Origin of the sequence: Aquimarina rubra, from assembly GCF_042684305.1 — a bacterium.
Classification (GTDB): domain Bacteria; phylum Bacteroidota; class Bacteroidia; order Flavobacteriales; family Flavobacteriaceae; genus Aquimarina; species Aquimarina rubra.
Map to the genome: position 1 here is coordinate 149,372 of NZ_JBHULE010000008.1, position 23,912 is coordinate 173,283.

The 23,912-nt window shown below is 34.4% G+C and carries 24 protein-coding genes and 1 tRNA gene; 15 read left to right on the plus strand and 10 right to left on the minus strand.

Going from position 1 to position 23,912, the window contains the following annotated elements; genetic code table 11:
• The first annotated feature begins 52 nt into the window (after nucleotides 1-52).
• The 4 genes from ACFSR1_RS04850 to priA all read left to right on the plus strand — a co-directional run bounded on the left by ACFSR1_RS04850 (nucleotide 53) and on the right by priA (nucleotide 4,387).
• Complete coding sequence (locus ACFSR1_RS04850; protein WP_378290184.1) at nucleotides 53-616, plus strand: chalcone isomerase family protein; 564 nt, start codon at nucleotides 53-55, stop codon at nucleotides 614-616.
• Between the two features lie 112 nt (nucleotides 617-728).
• Nucleotides 729-1,157, plus strand: a complete 429-nt coding sequence (locus tag ACFSR1_RS04855; protein ID WP_378290186.1) for a DUF2147 domain-containing protein — start codon at nucleotides 729-731, stop codon at nucleotides 1,155-1,157.
• Between the two features lie 106 nt (nucleotides 1,158-1,263).
• Complete coding sequence (locus ACFSR1_RS04860; RefSeq protein ID WP_378290188.1) at nucleotides 1,264-1,830, plus strand: chalcone isomerase family protein; 567 nt, start codon at nucleotides 1,264-1,266, stop codon at nucleotides 1,828-1,830.
• 103 nt (nucleotides 1,831-1,933) lie between these two features.
• Nucleotides 1,934-4,387 (plus strand): replication restart helicase PriA, encoded by a 2,454-nt coding sequence (gene priA, locus ACFSR1_RS04865; protein ID WP_378290190.1) that lies wholly within the window; start codon nucleotides 1,934-1,936, stop codon nucleotides 4,385-4,387.
• Nucleotides 4,388-4,612: 225 nt separating this feature from the next.
• Here the strand turns inward: priA and ACFSR1_RS04870 are convergent, their stop codons facing one another.
• Entirely contained in the window at nucleotides 4,613-5,326 is a 714-nt protein-coding gene (locus ACFSR1_RS04870) for a LytR/AlgR family response regulator transcription factor (protein WP_035084012.1), read from the minus strand.
• A 161-nt stretch (nucleotides 5,327-5,487) separates the two neighbouring features.
• Between ACFSR1_RS04870 and rpsF the strand changes: the two genes are divergently transcribed.
• The 5 genes from rpsF (at nucleotide 5,488) to ACFSR1_RS04895 (ending at nucleotide 10,581) form a co-directional block, all read left to right on the plus strand.
• Nucleotides 5,488-5,826 carry a 30S ribosomal protein S6 gene (gene rpsF, locus ACFSR1_RS04875; protein WP_378290192.1) on the plus strand — a complete coding sequence of 113 codons (339 nt, stop codon included), beginning with the start codon at nucleotides 5,488-5,490 and terminating at the stop codon, nucleotides 5,824-5,826.
• A complete protein-coding gene (rpsR, locus tag ACFSR1_RS04880; protein ID WP_170837001.1) occupies nucleotides 5,826-6,125 on the plus strand; it encodes a 30S ribosomal protein S18 in 300 nt (99 codons plus the stop codon). Before rpsF ends, rpsR begins: the two co-directional genes overlap by 1 nt.
• 16 nt (nucleotides 6,126-6,141) lie before the next feature.
• Nucleotides 6,142-6,594, plus strand: a complete 453-nt coding sequence (gene rplI, locus ACFSR1_RS04885; protein WP_378290194.1) for a 50S ribosomal protein L9 — start codon at nucleotides 6,142-6,144, stop codon at nucleotides 6,592-6,594.
• 112 nt (nucleotides 6,595-6,706) lie between these two features.
• Nucleotides 6,707-9,910: a TonB-dependent receptor gene (locus ACFSR1_RS04890; protein ID WP_378290196.1), complete on the plus strand. Its 3,204-nt coding sequence runs from the start codon at nucleotides 6,707-6,709 to the stop codon at nucleotides 9,908-9,910.
• Nucleotides 9,911-10,101: 191 nt separating this feature from the next.
• Nucleotides 10,102-10,581 (plus strand): DUF6495 family protein, encoded by a 480-nt coding sequence (locus ACFSR1_RS04895; protein WP_378290198.1) that lies wholly within the window; start codon nucleotides 10,102-10,104, stop codon nucleotides 10,579-10,581.
• A gap of 224 nt (nucleotides 10,582-10,805) precedes the next feature.
• On the opposite strand, the gene ACFSR1_RS04900 is transcribed toward ACFSR1_RS04895, so the two are convergent.
• Nucleotides 10,806-12,047: an ABC transporter permease gene (locus ACFSR1_RS04900; RefSeq protein ID WP_378290200.1), complete on the minus strand. Its 1,242-nt coding sequence runs from the start codon at nucleotides 12,045-12,047 to the stop codon at nucleotides 10,806-10,808.
• Between the two features lie 219 nt (nucleotides 12,048-12,266).
• Here ACFSR1_RS04900 and hisS point away from each other — a divergent pair, with 219 nt between their 5' ends.
• Together hisS and ACFSR1_RS04910 are read left to right on the plus strand one after the other, a co-directional pair.
• Entirely contained in the window at nucleotides 12,267-13,637 is a 1,371-nt protein-coding gene (hisS, locus tag ACFSR1_RS04905; RefSeq protein ID WP_378290202.1) for a histidine--tRNA ligase, read from the plus strand.
• A 60-nt stretch (nucleotides 13,638-13,697) separates the two neighbouring features.
• The gene (locus tag ACFSR1_RS04910; RefSeq protein ID WP_378290204.1) at nucleotides 13,698-14,168 is read left to right on the plus strand and encodes a hypothetical protein; all 471 of its coding nucleotides are present in this window, start codon (nucleotides 13,698-13,700) and stop codon (nucleotides 14,166-14,168) included.
• Between the two features lie 172 nt (nucleotides 14,169-14,340).
• On the opposite strand, the gene ACFSR1_RS04915 is transcribed toward ACFSR1_RS04910, so the two are convergent.
• The 3 genes from ACFSR1_RS04915 to ACFSR1_RS04925 form a co-directional block, all read right to left on the minus strand.
• On the minus strand, nucleotides 14,341-14,592 hold the full coding sequence (locus ACFSR1_RS04915; RefSeq protein WP_378290206.1) for a GIY-YIG nuclease family protein: 252 nt from the start codon (nucleotides 14,590-14,592) through the stop codon (nucleotides 14,341-14,343).
• A gap of 97 nt (nucleotides 14,593-14,689) precedes the next feature.
• Entirely contained in the window at nucleotides 14,690-14,941 is a 252-nt protein-coding gene (locus ACFSR1_RS04920; protein WP_378290208.1) for a GIY-YIG nuclease family protein, read from the minus strand.
• Nucleotides 14,942-14,987: 46 nt separating this feature from the next.
• A tRNA-Met gene (locus tag ACFSR1_RS04925) sits at nucleotides 14,988-15,061 on the minus strand.
• 156 nt (nucleotides 15,062-15,217) lie between these two features.
• Here ACFSR1_RS04925 and ACFSR1_RS04930 point away from each other — a divergent pair.
• Together ACFSR1_RS04930 and ACFSR1_RS04935 are read left to right on the plus strand one after the other, a co-directional pair.
• Nucleotides 15,218-15,610, plus strand: coding sequence for an START-like domain-containing protein (locus tag ACFSR1_RS04930; protein ID WP_298539152.1), 393 nt, complete (start codon nucleotides 15,218-15,220; stop codon nucleotides 15,608-15,610).
• A gap of 64 nt (nucleotides 15,611-15,674) precedes the next feature.
• The gene (locus ACFSR1_RS04935) at nucleotides 15,675-16,523 is read left to right on the plus strand and encodes an aminotransferase class IV (protein ID WP_378290210.1); all 849 of its coding nucleotides are present in this window, start codon (nucleotides 15,675-15,677) and stop codon (nucleotides 16,521-16,523) included.
• On the opposite strand, the gene ACFSR1_RS04940 is transcribed toward ACFSR1_RS04935, so the two are convergent.
• From ACFSR1_RS04940 to ACFSR1_RS04960, 5 genes are all read right to left on the minus strand, one after another.
• A complete protein-coding gene (locus ACFSR1_RS04940) occupies nucleotides 16,520-17,080 on the minus strand; it encodes a YqgE/AlgH family protein (protein ID WP_378290212.1) in 561 nt (186 codons plus the stop codon). The genes ACFSR1_RS04935 and ACFSR1_RS04940 overlap by 4 nt on opposite strands.
• Before the next feature lie 131 nt (nucleotides 17,081-17,211).
• Nucleotides 17,212-17,484: an HU family DNA-binding protein gene (locus tag ACFSR1_RS04945; protein ID WP_027391128.1), complete on the minus strand. Its 273-nt coding sequence runs from the start codon at nucleotides 17,482-17,484 to the stop codon at nucleotides 17,212-17,214.
• Between the two features lie 186 nt (nucleotides 17,485-17,670).
• Nucleotides 17,671-18,618 (minus strand): methionyl-tRNA formyltransferase, encoded by a 948-nt coding sequence (gene fmt, locus ACFSR1_RS04950; RefSeq protein WP_378290214.1) that lies wholly within the window; start codon nucleotides 18,616-18,618, stop codon nucleotides 17,671-17,673.
• Nucleotides 18,619-18,624: 6 nt separating this feature from the next.
• A complete protein-coding gene (locus tag ACFSR1_RS04955; protein ID WP_378290216.1) occupies nucleotides 18,625-20,517 on the minus strand; it encodes a RecQ family ATP-dependent DNA helicase in 1,893 nt (630 codons plus the stop codon).
• A 10-nt stretch (nucleotides 20,518-20,527) separates the two neighbouring features.
• Nucleotides 20,528-21,208, minus strand: coding sequence for an AAA family ATPase (locus tag ACFSR1_RS04960; RefSeq protein WP_378290218.1), 681 nt, complete (start codon nucleotides 21,206-21,208; stop codon nucleotides 20,528-20,530).
• Nucleotides 21,209-21,265: 57 nt separating this feature from the next.
• On the opposite strand from ACFSR1_RS04960, the gene ACFSR1_RS04965 reads away from it, so the two are divergent.
• Nucleotides 21,266-21,727 (plus strand): (2Fe-2S)-binding protein, encoded by a 462-nt coding sequence (locus ACFSR1_RS04965; protein ID WP_378290220.1) that lies wholly within the window; start codon nucleotides 21,266-21,268, stop codon nucleotides 21,725-21,727.
• A 20-nt stretch (nucleotides 21,728-21,747) separates the two neighbouring features.
• The gene (locus ACFSR1_RS04970; RefSeq protein ID WP_378290222.1) at nucleotides 21,748-23,910 is read left to right on the plus strand and encodes a xanthine dehydrogenase family protein molybdopterin-binding subunit; all 2,163 of its coding nucleotides are present in this window, start codon (nucleotides 21,748-21,750) and stop codon (nucleotides 23,908-23,910) included.
• The last annotated feature ends 2 nt before the right edge of the window (nucleotides 23,911-23,912 follow it).

The following is a 23,912-nucleotide window of genomic DNA, read 5'->3' on the forward strand; positions in this document are numbered from 1 at the left end:
TTAAAAGGAAGAATTTAAATATTAATACACCCCAGACAAAACTTTAACAAAGATGAAAAAAATTACTTTACTAGTTGTAGCTCTTATTTCTTTAACAACAGCTACAGCACAAATCAGAATCGGTAAAGCTGTATTGCCTTACGAAGAAAATTTCGGAGATACAGATCTTAAGTTGAACGGAGCGGGGATGCGTGAAATGTTGTGGATTGATTTATATGCAGGAGGACTTTATCTTCAAAAAAAGAGCAAAGATCCAAGAGCAATTCTGGATGCAAATGAAACGATGGCTATAAAATTGAATATAGTATCAGGTTTTGTAACGCAAAAGAAAATGATCAAAGCAGTACGAGATGGCTTTAACAAAGCAACTTTCGGAAACACAAAAGCGTTAGATGAAAGAATTAACATGTTTATTAAGTTTTTTAATGAACCTATCGTTAAAAATGACATTTTTGATATTGTATATATAAAAGATAAAGGAGTAAAAGCTTTCAAAAATGGAAAAGAACTCGGAGTTATTGAAGGTCGAGACTTTAAATATGCACTATTCAAAATTTGGTTAGGTGACGAACCTGCCAGTGAAGGAATTAAAAACGGAATGCTTGGAATTCAGTAATTCATTTCTAAGAAAAATTTAAAACGTAAAAAGCTATCTATAATCCGGATAGCTTTTTTGTTTTCATCATATTTTTTATATTGAACCTAATAATTTAAAACGATTAGCTAAAATGAAGATCTCAAAAATCCTTACAATAACCTTAATTCTTATAACCGGTTTTGCAAATGCCCAAAGCGAAATTATTGGAAAATGGAAAACCATTGATGACAATACAGGAGAGGCCAAATCAATTGTAGAGATCTATAAAAAAGGAAGTAAAATATACGGTAGAATAGCTCGAATTTTAAAAGAATCGGATCGAGATAAACTATGTAAAGAATGTGAAGGTGATGATTATAATCAGCCAATAGAAGGAATGGTTATTCTTAAAGGGTTACAAAAAGACGGAGATGAATATGAAGATGGAACCATTATGGATCCTGAAAATGGAAAGGTATATAAATGTAAAATTTGGGTGGATGAAGACAATCCTAACACTTTGAATGTTAGAGGTTATATTGCATTTTTATTTAGGACTCAAAAGTGGGTTAAAGCCTAGTGATCTACATTTAATATTCTTGTTTAAAGAAAATTTTAACATTTCTTACTGTTAGTTTTTAGAAAATTACAGAACTAAGCTGTTGTAATTTTTTAAAAACTAAATCATGAAAAAAATATTTACCCTATCTATCTTATTAGTCCTTACAACAATTACAACAGCTCAAATTAGAGTTGGAGATGCTGTTGTTCCATATAAAGTTACTTTTGAAGGAGAAGAGCTTACTCTTAACGGTGCAGGTGTTCGAAAAGTTTTAGGAGTTGAAACATACTCTGGAGGATTATATACAGTAAATAAGTATTCAGATGATAGATCAGTTTTGGATGCTGATGAAAGCATGTCAATTCGATTAGTGATCAATTCTAAGAAAGTAACCAATAAGCGAATGGTTAAAGTGTTTAGAAAAGGTTTTGACGATGCTATGTTTGGCAATACTCAGAGTTTAGATGCAAGGATCGATAAATTTCTGGAGCTATTCGGAAGTAGCACTCAAATCAATGATTTTTATGATTTAGTATATATAAAAGGAAAGGGGATAAGAACTTTCAAAAATGGAGAGGAAGTTGGTTACATAGAAGGAAGAGATTTTAAATATGCTTTATTTAAAATTTGGTTAGGAAACGAACCGGCGTGTAAATTAATCAAAGGCGGGATGCTTGGACAGAATGGATAAATAATATTAACCCCAAAATAAACAAAAGCCTGATCATTTGATCGGGCTTTTGTTGTATATAATAAGGCTAAAGATGTATTTTTGTTTAGAATCAAAAGTATCGATGGCATATTTTATAGATGTAATTCTTCCTATTCCTCTTGATAAAGAGTTTACCTATAGTATCAATAAAAATGAAGCTTCTTTTCTAAAACCGGGAATGCGGGTAGCCGTACAATTCGGTAAAAGTAAAGTATATGCCGCATTAGTAACAAAAACACATCAAACACCGCCTCAGGTGTATGAGGCTAAGGAGATAGAACACATTTTGGATGAAACTCCAATTGTTACTACGAATCAATTAGAACTTTGGTCCTGGATTTCTAAGTACTATATGTGTTCTAAAGGAGAAGTAATGAGAGCGGCTTTGCCTAGCGCGTTTTTATTAGAAAGTGAAACCATTATTTTAAGAAATGATAAGGAGCTTGTTGATGAAAATTTATTAAAAGATGATGAGTTTTTGCTTCACGAAGCATTACAGCATCAAAGTTTACTTCGTATCCAGGAGGTAATGGATATTGTCGGAAAAAAAAGCGTACTTCCATTAATTAAGCGATTAATTGAAAAACAGGTTATTACAGTACAGGAAGAGATCTATGAACAATATAAACCAAAGCTAGTTAGATATGTTAGGCTGCAATCAGAATATACTAGTGAAGTAGGGTTACAATCATTATTGGATTCTCTGACACGCGCACCTAAGCAAAGAGATGTACTGATGCACTTATTTATGCTGCAAGCGAAGAGTGAGAAAGCCATTATGGTAAGTGAGCTTATAAAAGCGGCGAATAGTAACGCAGGAGTAATTAAAACTTTGATAGACAAAAATATACTAGAAGAATATCATAAACAGACGGATAGAGTGCAATATGAAGGTAGTTCTTTCACTGTTACCAAAGAATTGAATACGTATCAAGAGCAAGCACTAAAAGAGATTAAAGAACATCTTGTAGAAAAAGATGTTTGTTTGTTTCACGGGGTAACCTCTTCTGGAAAGACCGAAGTTTATGTAAAATTGATTGAGGAACAAGTTCAAAAAGGAAAACAAGTTTTGTATTTGTTACCCGAAATTGCATTGACCACACAGTTAATAACTAGGTTGCAAGAGTACTTCGGTGAAAAATTATCTGTATACCATTCTAAATATTCTGTAAACGAAAGAGTAGAAGCCTGGAATAATGTAAAAGATTCAAAGTCTAAAGCTCAAATTGTCATCGGAGCAAGATCTTCAATATTTCTGCCCTTTATTAATCTTGGACTGATTATCATAGATGAAGAACACGAGAGTTCGTTTAAACAGTATGATCCTGCCCCTAGATATCATGCAAGAGATACTGCAGTAGTATTGGCTAATATGTTTAAGGCAAAAGTTGTGCTAGGATCTGCCACACCGGCTTTAGAATCTTATTATAATGCCGAACAAGGAAAATATGGATTGGTAGAGTTAACCAGAAGATATGGCAATGTATTAATGCCAGATATAAATCTGGTGGATTTAAAGACAAAATATAAAAGAAAAGAAATGACAGGGCATTTTAGTGATACGCTGTTACTAGCTATTCAAAATGCACTAAAAGAAGAGGAACAGGTTATTTTGTTTCAGAACAGAAGAGGATATTCTCCTGTAGTAGAATGTAATACCTGCGGTCACTCACCGCAGTGCCCTAATTGTGACGTGAGTCTTACTTATCATAATTACCGTAATCAATTACGATGTCATTATTGTGGATATCATATAGCGATGTTACAAAAATGTATGGCTTGCGATAGTCATGAGTTGTCTACTAAGGGTTTCGGTACAGAACAGATAGAGAACGAACTGAAAGAGTTGTTTCCGGATCATACTATTGGTAGAATGGATCAGGATACGACAAGGGGAAAACACGGATATGAAAAAATCATCACTAAATTTGAAGAAGGGGGAATCAATATTTTGGTGGGTACTCAAATGTTAACTAAAGGATTGGATTTTAGAAATGTGACTTTAGTCGGAATTATGAATGCTGACAATCTTCTTAATTTTCCTGATTTTAGAGCACATGAACGAAGCTTTCAGTTGATGTTACAAGTGGCAGGTAGAGCAGGGCGAACTAGTAAGAGAGGAAAAGTACTGATTCAAACCTACAATCCGTTTCACCAAATTCTTCAGCAAGTATCTATTAATGATTATACGGGTATGTATAAAGATCAGATTGAGGAACGATACCAATATAAATATCCTCCTTTTTATAGGATTATTAAGATCACCGGACGTCATAAAGATTATAACAAGGTAAACGAAGCAACACTTTGGTTAGCAAAATCTTTGGCAATGACTTTTAAGGAAAATGTATTAGGGCCAGAGTTTCCTCCAATTTCAAGAATAAGAAATCAGTATAATAAAAATATTTTGATTAAGATTCCAAACGGGCAATCACTAAACAGAACAAAAGAAGTAATCAAAAGGATAGAGAACTCTTTTAAAAGCATAAAAGAATTTTCTGGAGTCAGGATCATTATTAATGTAGATAATTATTAGTGAAACTTGATTTTGAGAAGTCTTTAAGACGCACTCAAAATTATAGGTTGAACCTGCCTACCTGGCGGATAGCAGGCAGGCTAATCCCGCTTTCTCAGCGGGATATTGGCCTAATACGTTATATGAATACGTTAACATAAAAAAACACAAAAAGCATGAGTTTGTGTTTAAAACAAGAAAATCCCACTTTTTAAGTGAGATTTTTAATTTATCAGTCATATTCTTTTATCCGCTTAATGCTTCTATTAAAGAATGTTTTTTGTGTCGACTTAACGGAATTTTTTCATCAGCAATCTCAATGTTACGACTGTTATAGCGTTCTACTTTATCAAGATTTACGATGTATGATTTATGTATTCTAAGAAAACGATCACTAGGTAGCTCTGCTTCAAAAGATTTCATGGTTGCCAATACTACGATAGGATCACCATCCTCCATGATTAATTTTACGTAATCACCTAAAGCCTCCACATATTTCAATTGACTTAAAAATATTTTACGTTTTTTAAGATTACTTTTTACAAAAATATAATCATCATCTTCAATAGATGCTTGTTCTGAGTTTAAACGAGACATACTTAATGCTTTTTCTACAGCAGCATTGAATCGATCCTTTTTAAGAGGTTTTCTTAAATAATCAATTGCGTCATAATCAAAAGCCTTAAAAGCATATTTAGTCTTTCCGGTAACAAAAATTATATGAGGTTTATTTTCCAGATCATCCAAAAGATCGAACCCGGTAAGGATAGGCATTTCGATATCTAGAAATAATAAATCTACCGGAGTATCCAATAATCCGTTTTTTGTCTCAATAGCATTGTTCCACTCAGCCACTAATTCCAGTGATGAATGTTCATCTATTAATTTAACAATAGCCAGTCTTTGCAGACGCGAATCGTCTACTACTGCACATTTTAATTGAGATTGTTCCACTTGCATAGGTTAATATTCTATACAATATTAATGAATATATATTATTTCCACAAACATTTTACGCTTTTTATCGATAAAAGATGTGTTTCATCGAAGTGTTTTTTAGTTTGAAAATCAAAAAAATAGTGTTACTTTTGCAGCCAATTTTAATTAAAAATAGATTTTTTATGAATCATTATGAAACTGTTTTCATCTTGAATCCCGTTTTATCTGAAGAACAGATAAAGGAAACAGTTAAGAAATACGAAGACATTCTTGTTTCTAACGGTGCCAAGATGATATCCAAAGAAGACTGGGGGCTTAAGAAGCTTGCTTATGCGATCCAGCACAAGAAAAGTGGTTTTTATCACTTATTTGAGTACACTGTACCAGGAGAGGCTATCAACACTGTAGAGGTTGAGTTCAGAAGAGACGAAAGAATAATGCGTTACCTTACTGTTCGTTTAGATAAGCACGCAATTGCTTGGGCTGAAAAGAGAAGAAATAGAAACAAACAAAAAGCTTAATTATGTCATCTATAGAACAACAAGCTAAAGGAAAAAAAGATGGAGAGATCAGATATCTTACTCCATTAAACATAGATACTTCAAAAGCGAAGAAGTATTGTCGTTTCAAAAAATCAGGTATTAAGTATATCGATTATAAAGATCCTGATTTCTTAATGGCATTTGTAAACGAACAAGGAAAATTATTACCTCGTCGTCTTACAGGAACTTCTTTAAAATATCAGCGTAAAGTGAGTGTTGCTGTTAAAAGAGCAAGACACTTAGCATTAATGCCATACGTTGGTGATTTATTAAAATAAAATTCGTCATAACATTATGGAACTTATATTAAAGAAAGACGTTGAGAATCTAGGATTCGCAGACGATGTAGTAGAGGTGAAGAACGGTTATGGACGTAACTTTTTAATTCCTGGAGGTTTTGCTGTATTAGCAACTCCATCTGCTAAAAAAGTATTGCAAGAGACTTTAAAGCAACGTGCTTTTAAAGAAAAGAAAGAGATCGAAGATGCTGAGAAAATAGCTAAGAAAATAGCTGGATTCGAAATCAAGATTGCTGCTAAGGTAGGATCTGGAGATAAATTATTCGGTTCTGTTTCTAATGCTGATGTTGCTGAAGCATTAGCAAAAGAAGGTGTTGAACTTGAGAAGAAATTCATTACTGTACCTGGTGGAACTATCAAACGTTTGGGGCAGTATGAAGCTTCTGTTCGTCTTCATAGAGCAGTAATTGCTCCGGTTGCTTTTGAGATAGTTGCTCAGGCTAAATAATTTGAAGATCTGATAATCAGTTAATAACTGGTTTATAAGAATATATAAAAACCGCTCATTTGAGCGGTTTTTTTGTTTACTTTCAGTGTAACTCACACAAAAATATCAATCAATGAAAAACTCTCTTCTCACCCTGGTTTTTGCATTATTGGCAATTACAATTCATGCTCAGGTAACAACCTCCAACATTTCTGGTTTAGTCTATGATAATACGAACCAACTATTACCTGGAGCAAACATTACCGCTATTCATTCGCCAACAGGAACTACCTATGGGGGAACCACTAATTTTGATGGTCGTTTTGATCTTATAAACTTAAGAGTTGGTGGCCCGTACCGGGTAACGATTAGCTATGTTGGTTTTAAGAAAAAAGTATATGATGATGTATTTCTTCAATTAGGACAAACCTACAATATAGATGTTATCATGACAGAAGATGATAATCAGCTAGAGGAAGTTGTGATCACTACCACCAAAAATGCTACGTTTAGTAGCGAAAGAACGGGGGCTGAAACTAATATAGGTAATCGAGAATTAAAATCTTTGCCTACGATTACACGTTCTGCTGCGGATTTTTATCGTTTAGAACCTACAGCATCCAGTAATGGGTCTTTTGGAGGAAGAAATGATCAATTTAATAATTTTAGCCTGGATGGATCTATTTTTAATAACCCTTTTGGGTTGGATGCGGCAACTCCTGGTGGTCAAACAAATGCCCAACCCATATCATTAGATGCTATCGATCAAATTCAGGTGTCTACAGCACCTTATGATGTTACTCAAGCTGGATTTACTGGTGCATCTGTCAATGCAGTGACTAAAAGTGGTACTAATGAATGGAAAGGTACAGTGTATGGTTTTTATCGTAATCAGGATTTAACTGGAGATAAAGTAGGGGATGATGATATCATTGTTCCTGATCTAACACAAGCACAGTATGGATTAAGTGTTGGAGGACCGATAATTAAAAATAAACTATTCGTTTTTGGAAATTTTGAAATTGATGATCGAGAAGATTTAGGTTCTAATTTTTTGGCAGCCAGACCTGGATTGACCGGGGCTAATGTATCTCGTGTTTCTGCAGAAGATCTTGATTATGTTTCTCAACAACTTAGTTTGTTAGGGTATGAGACTGGTCCTTATGAAGGGTATACGCATAATACAGAATCTACTAAAGGGATTTTAAAACTAGATTGGAATATCAGCGATAATCATCGTATGGCTTTAATTTATAATTTTCTTGATGCTTCCCGGGATTTACCTGCAAACCCAGAGGCTATTGGAAGAAGAGGGCCTGATCTAACCACCTTGCAGTTTAGAAATGCAGGATACACTATCAAAAACAAAATCAGTTCTTTCCTGGTAGAACTGAATTCTAATTTTGGAGGAAATATTTCTAATAAATTTCAGGCAGGATATACCTTTTTTGATGATAGTAGGGATCCTTTTTCTGCACCAGCACCACCAATTAACATAGCACAAGATGGTGTTCGTTATATAGTAGCGGGTCACGAACCATTTTCTATTAATAATAGATTAGAGCAAAAAGTATATCAGGTAACAAATAACCTAAACATAGTTACAGGAAAGCATACGATTACTTTGGGAGGAAGTTTTGAAAGATTTGAGTTTGATAACTCTTTTAATCTTGGAGTGTACACCTATTTTAATGCTGATGGTGGAGTAGGTACGTTTGCCCCAGATTTTGATAGTGTTCGTAATACATCAGGTTCTGTTAATAGCTTTGAGCAGGCGATTAATAATGGATTAATAGCAGAAGCGTTAGCAAACGCGCAGAATATTTTTGATACTAATAACGCAGCTGATAATTGGGCATTGGCAGAGACTAATGTTGGTCAATTAGCATTTTATGCACAGGACAAGTGGAGAATGAGCGATAAGTTTACGTTAACCTATGGTGTTAGAGTAGATCAACCACTTTTCTTTGATACCAGAGATAAAATTGCTGAGAATATAGAAAGAGCTGCTGGAGGTGAGTTTCCGGATGGTAATTATCAACCCGGCATTACCTATTTTGACGAAAATGGAACCCCTACGAATTTAAATAGTTTGGATTTACCATCCAAAAAGCTATTAATTTCTCCAAGATTAGGATTCAATTATGATGTAAAAGGGGATAAAACAATACAGCTAAGAGGAGGTACAGGTATTTTTACAGGTCGTTTGCCGTTTGTATGGATTGGTAATCAGGTAGCAAATCCAAATTTCTTTTTCTATACTACATCGGCTCCGGATTTTCAGTTTCCACAAGTATTTAGAAATAGTTTAGGAATCGACTGCAAATTTAAAAATGGACTGATAGCGTCTACGGATATTATTTATACCGAAGATATCAATGCGCAAATGGTAAGAAACTACGGATTAGCAACTCCTTCGGGAACACTTAATGGAGCAGATGGTAGGCCAATCTATCTGGCATCGGATAGAGCAGTCAATGAATTTGGAGGTACCACTAATGCGTATGTATTTACAAATACGAATGTAGGGTATTCGTTTAATTGGTCATTTAAGCTTCAGAAAAATTTCAAAAATGGATTGTTTGCTAGCGTTGCTTATAACTTCCTAGAAGCTGAAGATGCTAGTTCATTAGATGCAGAAATCTCTAGTGATGCATACGATAGAAACCCTGCGATTGGCAATGTAAATCAAGCGGTGAGTACGGCGTCTAGATATGGAGATAAACATAGAATTGTGGGGCAAATCAATAAATCCTTTAGCTATGGAAAAAACAAACAATGGAGAACTTCTCTTGGAGCCTTTTATGAATATGCGCAAGGAGGAAGATTTTCATATACCTATTCAGGAGATATTAATAATGATGGTTCTGTATTGAATGATTTAATTTACATTCCGACGGAAACCGAATTGGCAACCTATAATTTCAGTGGTACTCCTACAGAACAAGCTGAACAGAGAACAGCTCTTGAAGCTTATATTCAGCAAGATGAATACCTAAGAGAGCGTAGAGGGAATTATGCAGAGAAATATGCAATTTTGAGTCCTTGGCGAGGAAGGTGGGATGTGAAGTTATTACAAGATTATAATTTTCAAATTGGTGATAAGACAAATACCATTCAGTTAAGTGTTGATATTCTAAATTTCGGAAATCTGTTGAATTCTGATTGGGGAGTAATTGAAATTCCTGTAAATGATCAGCCTATTGGAGTAACCGTAGATGCTACTAATACACCCACATACTCTTTTGATACTTCTCAAACAAGCACTTTTGCAAATGACTTTAGCTTGGATTCCAGATGGCAGGCACAAGTGGGACTTCGATATATTTTTAATTAAAATAATAGATCACATACTAGATTTAAAAAATCCGTTCTCAATTTATTAGGAACGGATTTTTCCTCATAGAGGGTTCAGTTTCTAATGGTTTTCTGCAAGAAAAGACAGTAATGTTTTGAAAACATACTTAATAGACTTGTTTTGTGGTTGTTGATTTATGCTTATTTTTGCAGCCAATTTTACGAAAAGAGATGAAGTACCAAAGGCTTACCAAAGAACAGTTAGAAGAATTATATCAAGAGTTTATTAATTTTTTAGCCACCCAATCTATTACGGCAGATGAGTGGAATGAGATTAAAGCAAATAAACCAGAAGTAGCAGAAGAAGAGCTAGATATCTTTAGTGATTTGGTTTGGGAAGGAGTATTAAGTAACGCTCAGTTTTTAGAGCATTTTTCTAAAGATCAAATCCATCTTTTTTATCTGGGAGAAACCGAAATGCATCTAATAGCGATAAAAGTAAATGTTCCTGATATTGACATCACTACTCAAGAAGGATATGATTGGTTGCGCAATAACCTATTAGACGATCAGGTGGCTTTTTATAATGCAAATAAGGATTATAGTGAAGACTCTAATATGGATAAGTTTAAACTTATTTTACAGGGGGCAAATATCACGAAAGGTGAATTATATCAGTATTTTGAAAAAATTATTAGTGCGAATAAATAGTTTGGTGCTTTTTATTTTTTAGTAAGTAATTGCTTTACACCTAGTGGGTATACTATTTTTTTAATTTTTCATAGCTGTTGTTAGTGGAATATGCATAGCGTTTTTAATTTGACTACTGACTACTGACTACTGACTACTGACTACTGACTACTGACTACTGACTACTGACTACTGACTACTGACTACTGACTACTGACTACTGACTACTGACTACTGACTACTGACTACTCGTACCTCAGTGACTCAATAGGATCTTGTCTAGCAGCTTTTACCGCGGGATATGAACCAGAAACTACTGCAGTAAGGAAAGAAGTAACTACCGCTGCAAAAATTGCTAACCACGGAATGCTAAATTCAAAACCAGAAACAGCTACTATAATCGCTCCAATGGTTATCCCAAGTATAATACCAACTACACCTCCAATTTGTCCTATAATTACAGTTTCCATAAAGAATTGACTAGATATAGTATTCTTTTTGGCTCCTAGTGCCTTGCGAACACCAATTTCTCTGGTTCGTTCTGTAACAGAAACCAGCATAATATTCATTAAAGCAATCGAGGATCCAAAAATGGTGATGATGCTAATAATCCATGCAGCCCAATACAGATATCCAGTAATACTCGAAATACGGTTAATAAGATCTTCGCTTCGTTCTAAACCAAAGTTATTTTCTTCTACAGGATTTAATCCTCTTATCTTTCTGAAAGTTATAATTGCCTCGTCTTGAGCGCCTTCTAAAAACTGTTTGTCATCCACTTTTACACTAATATTATAGTTGATATTAGGTAAGGTGTATATAGAACGTGCAACTTGTAACGGAATCAATACCTTAAGATCCTGATTGTCTCTAAAAGTAGCTCCTTTACTTTCTAGAACGCCAATGACTTTAAATTTTACACCTCGTATACTAATAGTTTTGTTGATAGGATCCGTATCTTTAAAAATATTCTTCTTAAAATCAGAACCGATTAAACAAACATTGTTGTTATTTTCAATATCAAAAAAAGTAAAACTTCTTCCAAACTCTACTTCTGTTCCTGTATTTTCCAGATAATTTTCATTAACACCAACAACCGAAGCTTCAGGATCTGTTTTTTCATTTTCATATTTGACTTCAGCATTTCTAGTTCCAGTAAAAGACACAGAGGTTTTTGAAAATGGATATTGAAACTTTTCCTTAAACTGCCTTACATTACGATAGCTAATTATGGGGTTTATTTTTTCTCTTTCACCACTACCGCCACGTCTGGTAGTGAATTCATACCGTTGAATATTAAAGGTGTTGGACCCCATCGAAGCAAAATCTCCGGTTATAGTATTTTCCAGAGCCCCTAAAAATGTTAGGATTCCCACCAATGCGGTAATACCAATAGCTATAATCAAAACAGTAAGAATGGTTCGTAAAAGCTGACCTTTTATAGAATCTAAAGCAATACGGATATTCTCTCGAAAAAGTGAAAACATAATAGGTGAATTAGTATCGTTTGCAGTATAAGACTACAAAACGAGCTTAAAGTTACTCAAAAAAGTGAATTTTATAGATATAAGTAAAACTCTTTATGCATTTCCTGTAAAATTTTAAAGCTTTTTAAGATATTTACACCCTTTTAAGAATTGATAATTATTGGTAGTGATTAGGTAATAACATATCTTATACTATTAAAAACATAGAACAGCGCATACATGGCACAAAAACCATCCATACCAAAGGGAACACGTGACTTTTCTCCAATAGAGGTAGCTAAGAGAAGTTATATAATGAATACAATCAAAGAACAGTTTCAGTTGTTTGGTTTTCATCCTATAGAAACTCCAAGTTTTGAGAATAGCGATACCCTAATGGGAAAGTATGGAGAAGAAGGAGATCGATTGATTTTTAAGATACTGAATAGTGGAGATTATCTGAGCAAAGTAGATGATGTTTTATATACATCTAAAGAAAGTACTAAGATAACTTCTAAGATTAGTGAAAAAGCACTTCGTTATGATTTAACAGTTCCTTTTGCTCGTTATGTGGTGCAACATCAAAATGAAATAGACTTTCCGTTTAAGCGATATCAAATACAACCGGTTTGGCGTGCGGATCGCCCACAAAAAGGTAGGTTTAGAGAATTTTATCAATGTGATGCTGATGTAGTAGGAAGCAAATCCTTATGGCAAGAGGTAGATTTTATTCAGTTGTATGATAAAGTATTTAGCAAATTAGGGCTAGCGGGAGTTACAATTAAAATGAATAATCGTAAGATTCTATCAGGTATTGCAGAAGTTATTGGAGCTAGCGATAAATTGATTGATTTTACTGTTGCTTTAGATAAACTGGACAAAATAGGAGAAGATGGAGTTAAAAAAGAAATGCTCGCTAAGGGAATTTCAGAAGCTGCCATTGATAAAGTAAAACCACTCTTTAATTTTACAGGATCCACTTCTCAAAAAATCGAGAAATTAAAAGAATTATTAGTTTCTTCTGAAGAAGGAATGAAAGGAGTAGAGGAACTGGAGTTTATTATAAATACCATTGCCGAAATGCCTTTGGATAAGGCTACTCTTGATTTAGATGTTACATTGGCTCGAGGTTTAAATTATTATACAGGTGCTATTTTTGAAGTATCTGCACCAGAGGGCGTAAAGATGGGCTCTATTGGTGGTGGTGGAAGATATGATGATCTTACGGGGATTTTCGGATTAAAGGATGTAAGTGGTGTAGGTATTTCTTTTGGGTTGGACAGAATATATCTCGTACTTGAAGAATTAGGATTGTTTCCAGAAACGGTTGCTCCTTCTACAAAAGGATTATTTATTAACTTTGGAAAAGATGAAGCACTTTATTGTATGAAAGCTATCCGGGCGCTTAGAAATAATGGTACCATCACGGAGTTATATCCTGATAGTGCTAAAATGAATAAGCAGATGAAGTATGCCAATAAAAGAGCCATCCCTTTTGTTATTCTAGCAGGAGCATCAGAGATTGAAAATGACAATTTTACGGTTAAAAACATGGAAACCGGAACTCAGGAAACTATAAATTTAGAAGAATTAAAATTAATTTTGCAATAAATAAGACATATTAAACCAAACTGAAAATAAACACTAGTTAACTACCCTAAAATTAAAATTATGAAAAATATCGTTTTGAGCTCGCTATTGTGCCTCTTTTTGGTATCTGTAGCATCTTGCAAAAAAGATCCTAAAACAGATCAAGTAGAAGTAATAGAAGAGGTTGTAGACTCAACAGACGTTGTGGAGGTGGTTGAGGAAAAAAAACCTGTAGTAAAGAAGAAAAAGAAAACTACAAAAAAGAAAAAGAAAGCTACTGTTATAGAAGTTCCCGCTGGTGCTCCTTCTTTTAAGAGTACAGCTGCCAGAAAATATGTTAGAGATTACGAAGCGTATGTTGCTAATTATAAAAAAGCTGTTGAATCTAAAGGTGATATGGATGCTTTTTTAAAACTAAGCAAATCTAGTAGTGATTTAACGAATCAATATAGAAAATTGATTTCAACGCTACCTGCCGATGAAATGGAAAAAATGAGTAAGTACATGCAAGAAAAAACAAAGCAAATAGACGCTTTGAGCAGACAAATGTAATCATAGAGAAAGTATAATATTTTTAAAACCATCCCGTAGGCATTCGGGATGGTTTTTTGTTTGGCTTTTTTATAAAATCAAAAAAAGCCTTTAAAAATAAGGGCTTTTACGAATTAACTGTAGCGAGAGGGGGGGCACCCCCGTCCGCCTCAGGTGGATATGAATCCTTTCTTTATTTCATCAATTTATCTTTGACCCATTCTCTACCTTTACCTGATTTTAAGAATTTTTCTCTAATAATGGCTTCTTTTTTGGTTTCAAGAAACTCCAGGTAGGCAACTTTCCAAGGTCTATATCGAATGGTAAACCCTTTTTTGGCTAATTTGTTATGAGATTTAAAACGACTTATTAAATCAGAAGTGTATCCTGTATAACTTTTGTCATACTTTTCAGAATATAATATGTAGACTACAAACTCTTTCATAAATCAAAAAAAGCCCTTAAAAATAAGGGCTTTTGCGAATTAACTGTAGCGAGAGGGGGGCACCCCCGTCCGCCTCAGGCGGATATGAATCCTTTCTTTATTTCATCAATTTATCTTTGATCCATTCTCTACCTTTACCTGATTTTAAGAATTTTTCTCTAATAATGGCTTCTTTTTTGGTTTCAAGAAACTCTATGTAGACAACTTTCCAAGGTCTATACCGTACTGTAAATCCTTTTGTTGCTAATTGATTATGAGATTTAAAACGACTTATTAAATCAGAAGTGTATCCTGTATAACTTTTGTCATACTTTTCAGAATATAATATGTAGACTACAAACTCTTTCATAAATCAAAAAAAGCCCTTAAAAATAAGGGCTTTTGCGAATTAACTGTAGCGAGAGGGGGGCACGATCCCCCGACCTCTGGGTTATGAATCCAACGCTCTAACCAGCTGAGCTACCTCGCCAAATAGATGCTACATCCTTTTAATTCGGGTGCAAATATAAAAACAAAAAGTATTGTAGCAAACAATAAAGTAGAATTAATTTTTTTCAAATACTCTTTTCAAATACTTTTAAAGTCAATAATTAATCTATATATTGGCTTACTAACAATTTGCAATATGTCTGAAAAAATAAAATACGAACTCGAATTTGTAATACAATCCTCCCCACAGCTGCTATATCAGTATATTTCTACACCTTCAGGACTTTCTGAATGGTTTTCTGATAATGTAAATTCACGAGGAGAAATGTTTACTTTCATTTGGGATGATAGTGAAGAAGAGGCGAAGCTTTTAAGTAAAAAAAGTGGAGAAAGAATTAAATTCAGATGGATGGCTGATGAAGAAGAAGGCGATGATTATTTTTTCGAATTGCGAATACAAGTGGATGAGATTACCAAAGATGTTTCTCTAATGGTTACTGATTTCTCTGATGATGATGAGATTGAAGAAAATAAAATGTTATGGGATAATATGATTAGCAATCTAAAACATGTTTTAGGTTCTACCTGATTCCTTTATTTTTATAATGTATATTTGCCCCGCCCAATAGTTATTGGTAATAAGGGGCTTTTTTATGATTAATATTAACGGAAATTTAATAGCAGATAATGAAGCGACATTATCTATTGCTAATAGAGGATATGCATACGGTGATGCATTGTTTGAAACGATACGAGTAAACGCTGGAACCATTCTTTTTTGGGAAGATCATTACTTTAGACTGATGGCTTCTATGAGAATTCTGCGTATGGAAATTCCAATGAATTTTACACCAGAGTTTTTGCAACAAGAGATTCTGAATCTGATAGAAGAAAATAGTTTGAGTAATTCTTCTGTGAGGGTTAAAATAATTGTTAATCGAAAAGAAGGAGGTTTATATACTCCATTAGTGAATACAATTGATTATTGCATTTCTGTTAGACCATTAACGTCTAATTTCTTTACGCTTTCTGAAGAACCATATGAGGTAACTTTATTTAAAGATCATTATGTCGCTCCTGACTTACTTTCTACACTGAAATCTAATAATAAGTTGATAAACGTTTTGGGAAGTGTTTTTGCAAAAGAAAATTGTTTCGAAAATTGTTTGTTGCTCAATACTAATAAAATGGTGATCGAAGCACTGAATGGTAATCTATTTTTGGTAAAAGGAAACAAAATAAAAACTCCTCCTGTTTCTGACGGTTGTTTAAAAGGTGTTTTGCGGACTCAATTACTAAGAATTATTGAAAAATTACCCGAGTATGAACTGGAAGAAGCTTCGATTTCTCCATTTGAATTACAAAAAGCAGATGAATTATTTATAACGAATGTAATAACCGGATTACAACCGGTTACTAAATTTAGAAAAAAAGAATATGTCTCTGAAGTAACACGCAGATTGTTAGGAATATTAAATGCAAGAATTAGAATAGGGGATTAATTATAGGTAGGATCTTCTGGAGCATTAGACCATAATAAATATTCTCCACCTAATTCAATCATTTTCTCTTTCCAAAAAGTATCATAAGACTTGCCTATGATATTTTTTTCGTAAGTGTTTTTTACAATTACCCAAGAATTCGCTTCTAATTCTTGTAGCAATTGTTCTGCATCCCATCCAGAATACCCTAGAAAAAATCGAATTTCTTTAGGAGTAATTTTATTTTCAGCAATTAATTTTGATACTACCGAAAAATCTCCACCCCAATAAATTCCAGATGAAATTTCAACACTATTTGGTATTAAATCAGGGATTTTATGAATAAAGTATAGATTATCCTGTTCTACAGGTCCGCCATTGTAGATTTTAAATTCTGCTTCCACTTCAGGAACTAGATCTGATAGGACATAATCCAATGGTTTGTTCATAATAAAACCAATTGAACCTTGGTCGCTATGATCTGCAAGAAGTACAACCGAACGATTAAAGGAAACATCTCCAATGATGGATGGCTCTGCAATTAGAAGATGTCCTTTCGCGGGTTGAAGTGATATCATGGATGGCGTAGTTTATACTAAAACTAAATAATTATTTCTAATAATCAAAGCGGTTACCTCATTTTTACGGAGAATCCATAAAAAAAGCTCCCTTAGAAGGGAGCTTTCTATGATATCAAAAACTAATTAAATTAGTTAACTGAACTAGATAAATCTGCACCAGCTTTGAACTTAACAACGTTTTTAGCAGCGATCTTGATAGTTTTACCTGTTTGTGGGTTTCTACCTTCTCTTGCAGCTCTTTTAGAAACTGACCAAGAACCAAATCCTACTAAAGAAACACGGTCACCTTTTTTAAGAGAACCTTCAACATTTCCTAAGAAAGATTCTAAAGCTTTCTTTGCTGCTGCTTTTGTAATTCCAGCGTCAGCTGCCATTGCATCGATTAATTCTGTTTTGTTCATAATTCTGTTTTTAAATTAATTGTTGGTTAAACCAAATTTTTGTTAAACGCTCTACAAATTTATACGGATTTATGATTCATGCAAGGATTAGCCCAGTAAATACGGGGTTTTGTTGATAACTCAAGGCGATTGTTAATAAACAGGTGCGATTTCTATGAATTTTCTTACTCTAGTGATAGCAAGGGCTCAGCCCATTTTTGCATCTTTATAAAAGGTGTACCCGTTTAAGAGTGCTTTAGCTTCCATCGCTTTTTTCCCCGGCAGTTGAATTTTATTCAGAATAATATATCCGTTAGTGACCGCTACCTTAATTATAGAATCTTCGACAATAACCTTACCTACATCAAAATTATGTTCTTGCTTTTCCATACCTGCTCCATATACCTTTACAGACACTTCTTCTCCTTTATTATACAGAGTACACCAGGCTGTAGGATATGGACTTAAACCTCTAATAAGGTTGTAAATGGTTTGTAAGTCCTTACTCCAGTCTATTTTGGTGTTTTCGCGATGTAGTTTATAAGCGGTTTTAAGCTCTCCTTCTTTAGGTTGCTCTTTTGTGGTGACAGTTTCGTTTTCTATAGCTTTGATAGTATCTATTACTAAAGAAGCGCCAGCTGTCATTAACTTATCATGAAGAATACCTGCTGTGTCACTTTTTTCTATTTCCATTTCTTTCTGAAGAATAATATGACCTGTGTCAATTTTTTCATCTATAAAAAAAGTGGTGATACCTGTTTTTTGTTCTCCATTAATAATAGCCCAATTAATAGGAGCAGCACCTCTGTAATCCGGAAGTAAAGATGCATGTAAATTAAATGTTCCGTATGCTGGCATATCCCACACTACTTTGGGTAGCATTCTAAAGGCAACAACAATGTTTAGGTTGGCTTGTAATTTTTTTAACTCCTCTATAAAACCTTCATCCTTTAAATTGGTGGGTTGTAGGATATGTAGGTTTTTTGACAAAGCATATTCTTTCACCGCAGAAGCTCTAAGTTTTCTACCTCTACCTGCCGGTCTGTCTGGAGCGGTAATAACACCTACCACGTTATAATTGTTTTCTATAATAGTTTTTAGGGTTTCTACTGCAAAATCAGGAGTTCCCATAAATAGGATTCGTAAGTCTCTCATTATATGTTATACTAGTTGATAGTTGTTATATGGATCGATTTTTATGATATTGTGTTCGTTTAACTCCCTTAAAACCTCCAGTGCTGTTTCTTCGGGACAAGTTAATTGAGATAGAATATCCCTAGAGGATAAACCTTGTTTTTGTAAAAGAGCGATGATATTATTTTTAATTTCTTTCGGACCAACAATCGTTGGTTTTTTTGAAACACATACACTACAGATGCCACAATCCTTGGATTCCTTTTCTCCAAAATAAGTCAATAACTGTCTACTTCTACATATTGATTCATTTTGTACAAAACTAATCATAGCATTTACTTTATTGATTTTAGAAGTACTTAATTCTTTTAGAAAAGGTTTTACTTTATTAATGGTATGATCATCTTCTCTGGGTACTAAAAAAATAATATCCGCGTCGGTTAATTTATGATGAAACTGAAGTAATTCTGCATCTTGTAGTTTTTTTAAAACCTCAATTACGTTTGCTTCTGTGGTATTCACTTTAGAAGCGATAAGGGATAGGTTAATGTTTACTTCTTCATCAAAGACCCCTCCATAGGTTCGTAATATTGCTTTGGTTATCAATTCTAAATGCGAATGTTGTTCTAGATATTTTAGAAGCTGATTGCCTGTAGAGGTGATATGAACCGTACTTTTTTTAGTGAAACGTTGGGTGAAATTAATAATACTACAACGATCTAAAAACTGCAAGGCATTATAGGTTATCAAGGTGTTAAGGTTATATGTTTTGCAAAATATATTAAAATTAAATCCATGTGTCGTTTGTTCTCCTTCTCCATAAGATATCCTAAAGTAATTACACAGTTTACGATATATCAGCTTTACGAAATCCACATCAGGAAGTACTTTAATGAATTGATTTTCCACTCGAAGAATATCATTTTCATTTTTTAGAAGAAAGGCATAAGAAGTCTCTCCATTACGTCCGGCTCTACCAGCTTCCTGAAAATAACTTTCTATGCTCTCTGGAATAGTATAATGAATAATGGTTTTTACATTGGCTTTATCGATACCCATCCCAAAAGCATTGGTAGCAACCATAACTCTAATTTCCTCTGTTAGCCATTGCTGAAAGCGTTTTGTTTTTTCTTTTGCATCGACACCGCCGTGATAATATGTGGCCGCATATCCGCTTGCGTTCAAAAACTCACTGATCTCTATGGCTGATTTTCGATTTCTAACATAAATGATAGAGCTCCCTTGATAGCGTTCCAGAATTCTGATAAGTTTATCATTCTTATCCAAAATATGATACACCATATACCCCAGATTACTTCTAAAGAACGATTGTTTAAATATCTTTGGTTGAAATAAATCCAGTTCCTTAATAATATCCTCTACAACTTCAGGAGTCGCAGAAGCGGTAAGGGCAATCATAGGCACAGCCGGTTTAAGCTCCCTTAAAATCTTAATTTTTTTATAAGAAGGTCTGAAATCATTTCCCCATTGCGAAATACAATGCGCCTCATCAATCGCAATAAGGTTAATGTTCATTCTTTTAAGTCGCTCTTTTACTAAATCCTGCTGAAGTCGTTCTGGAGATAAATAAAGAAACTTATAATTACCATAAATGCAATTATCCAGTAAGGTGTCTAATTCTGAATATTTAATTCCGCTGGTAAGCGCAATAGCTTTAATACCTTTTTGCTGAAGATGTTGTACCTGATCTTGCATTAACGCAATAAGAGGTGATATTACCACACAGATTCCCGGTCTAAGCAACGCAGGTATCTGGAAACATATAGATTTTCCGCCACCAGTAGGAAGTAAAGCAAAAGTGTCATTGTTTTCAATAACGGCATTGATAATTTCTTCCTGTAACGGTCTGAAAGTATCATAATTCCAATTCTCCTTTAATAACTGGATAGGGGTAGTCATCAATACTATACTATATTACGTGTTGTAATATAAAGGTACTACGTTCTTTTACATTTCCAAAAGGAACTTCTATACAATTGTATCCAAATTTTGTGTATGTCTCTAATAAATGATGATGAATTTGTTGTGCTTCTTCAAAACTTTCATAACGTTCAGCATCAGATATATAAATTTCTTTCCAAGGAGGTAATAGGAAAACCTTATCGTAAACATAGTCCCTGCAAGCCTCTATAAATGGAGTGTCATAAGGTTGTTTAAAAAGATCCATGTACGCCAGTACGTCTGGAATTCCTCTATCGTAAAAAGCAATTTCCTTGTCGTCAGCAATGGAATCTTTGTATTGATTAATCCTACCATTCATTAATTGTATGTTGAAATTATAAGGATCAGAAACAGAAGCTATAGGATTAGAAACAATATCTATAGCGTCATTATTTTTTACTTCTTGAGTTATACTTCTAATAAACTCAGGAAAACAAAAGAAACCATCTTCTTCAAGTGTTTTAATAATCGATGTTTTTCCGGTAGAAGGACCTCCTGTAATAACTATTTTGTGCTGTGCCAAAGAAATAATTTTTGCGACAAATTTCGGAATTATAAAGTGATTTTGAAAATACTTTGGATACGTATACCATAAAGCTCTGTTAAAGTTGAATTTGTCCAGCTGTATTTTTAGTAACTTCAAAGACATAATAGTAATTTACCTACTATTTAGACTAATTAAATACAAATCCTAAAATTTAAACTCATGCCTGTTTATAATCTAAAAGTAAATGGTCAGTCACTTTCTGTAGAAACTGATGAAGATACACCTCTATTATGGGTGCTACGTGATCATTTTGATCTGGTGGGAACCAAGTTCGGTTGTGGTATTGGACAATGCGGAGCTTGCACTATTCACGCAGATGGAGTTGCAACAAGAAGTTGTTTGTTAAAAGTTTCTGTAGCTACAGAAATGGATATCAAAACAATAGAAGGTTTATCTAAAGATGTTTCTCATCCGGTACAACAAGCCTGGAAAGAGATTGATGTTCCGCAATGTGGATACTGCCAGTCCGGTCAGATTATGACTGCAGCTGCTTTTCTGGAGCAAAATCCTAATCCTAATAGAGAAGAGATTAGAGATGCAATGAGTGGCAATATTTGTAGATGTGCTTCTTATAATAGAATCGAAAAGGCGGTACAACAAGCTGCAAGTAAACTAAGTTAACCAATTTAAATCCCACGATAATGAAACATATAACGACTCCTTCGGTAAGTAGAAGGTCATTTATAAGAACATCGGCATTAGCAGGTGGAGGAATCTTGATTGGTTTTAACCTGTTTCAGGCGTGTAAACCAGAAGTTGCTCCTCCCACAGATATTGTAGATATTTCTGATCTAAATTTTAATGATTTTAATGCTTTTATTAAGATAGCAGACAACGGAATGGTCACTATTTTTTCTCCAAATCCTGAAATTGGACAAGGTGTTAAAACCTCAATGCCTATGCTGATTGCCGAGGAATTAGATGTTGCCTGGAAAAATGTTCATGTAGTTCAGGGAGCTTTAGATACCAAAAACTATACAAGACAAGTTGCCGGTGGAAGTCAATCACTTAGACATGGTTGGGAACCATTAAGGCAAACCGGAGCTACAGCAAGACAGATGTTAGTAAATGCGGCTGCAGCAAAATGGGGCGTGGATCCTGCAACCTGTAGTACAGAAAATGGAGTGATCACAAATAGTAATGGTGATAAACTAGGATATGGTGAAGTAGTTAAAGAGGCAGCTTCTTTAAAAGTGCCTGAGAATGTAATCCTCAAAGACCCAAAAGATTTTAAAATTATTGGTCAGGATATTCCTAATGTAGATGTTGATAAAATCATTACCGGAAAGCCTTTGTATGGTATGGATTACAAAGAAGATGGTATGGCCTATGTGTCTGTACTAAGACCTCCGGCTTTTGGGAAGAAATTGCAGGATTTTGATGCCACAGAAGCAAAAGCTGTTAGTGGTGTCATTGACGTATTTAAGTTTGGTGATAAGATTGCCGTGCTTGCCAAAGATACTTGGTCGGCAATGAAAGGTAAAAAGTCCGTAAAAGCAAAATGGATGAATGATTCTAAACTTGAAAACACGAAGGATTATGATAAAATATTAACGGATCTATTAAATGGTAAAGAATTTAATACAATGCGAGCGGATGGAAATGTGAAAAAAGCATTCGCAACTGCTGACAAGATATTAGAAAGAGTATATGAATCTCCCTTTCTTCCTCATAATTGTATGGAACCCATGAATTTCTTTGCACACGTGACAGATGAGAAAGTTAGGTTAGTAGGTCCTATCCAAACACCAGCGGGAACAGCCAGAAGAGTTGCAGAGTTATTAAATAGAAAACCAGAAGAAGTTTCTGTAGATATGACAAGAATGGGAGGTGGTTTCGGAAGACGATTATACGGTGATTTTGCTCTTGAGGCGGCTGAGATTTCTAATATATCCAAGAAACCGGTGAAGGTTGTATACTCTAGAGAAGATGATATGTCTGCTGGAATATACAGGCCCGCTATAAAATATAAAATTAGTGCTGCAATCAAAGATGGTAAGTTAACAGGATATCATCTTAAAGAAGCAGCGGTGAATTCTAATATGTATGGATTGATTCCTAATTTCTTTCCAGCTGGTGCCGTAGAGAATTACCAGGTAGATGTGGCCAAATATGATAGTAATATCACGATAGGTGCTTGGAGGGCTCCCTACACAAACTTTCTGGCTTTTGCCGAACAAAGCTTTTTTGATGATCTGGCGGAGTTAATGGAAGTGGATAACATAAAGCTGAGATTGGATTTATTACAGAACGTAAAAGGAAATACTGATGAAAGGATTCAATATTCACCAGAGCGATTAGAGCAAGTGATTAAAACAGCAGTTGAGAAATCAGAATGGGGTAAAAAACCTGATGGGGTCTTCCAAGGGTTTAGTTCATATTATTGTCATAATACGCATGTTGCAGAAGTGGCAGATGTGGTGTTGGTCAATGATCAGCCGGTAGTTAAAAAAGTCACTTGTGTCGTTGATTGTGGAATTGTGGTAAATCCTTTAGGGGCAAAGAATCAAATAGAAGGTGGTGTTATAGATGGAATTGGTCACGCTATGTACGGTGATTTTTCTTTTAAAAATGGTGAACCTCAGGATACTAATTTTGATTCCTATCGTTTGATACGAATGAATGAAACTCCTATTGTAGAAACTCATTTCATCGAGAGCGATATTGCTCCAACAGGATTAGGCGAACCCACATTACCTCCTGCAGGTGCTGCTGTAGCTAATGCGATTAAAGCAGCGAAGGGAATAAGATTGACCAAACAACCTTTTGTTAAAAATATGGATAACAAAGCAGTCTTGGGGTAGTA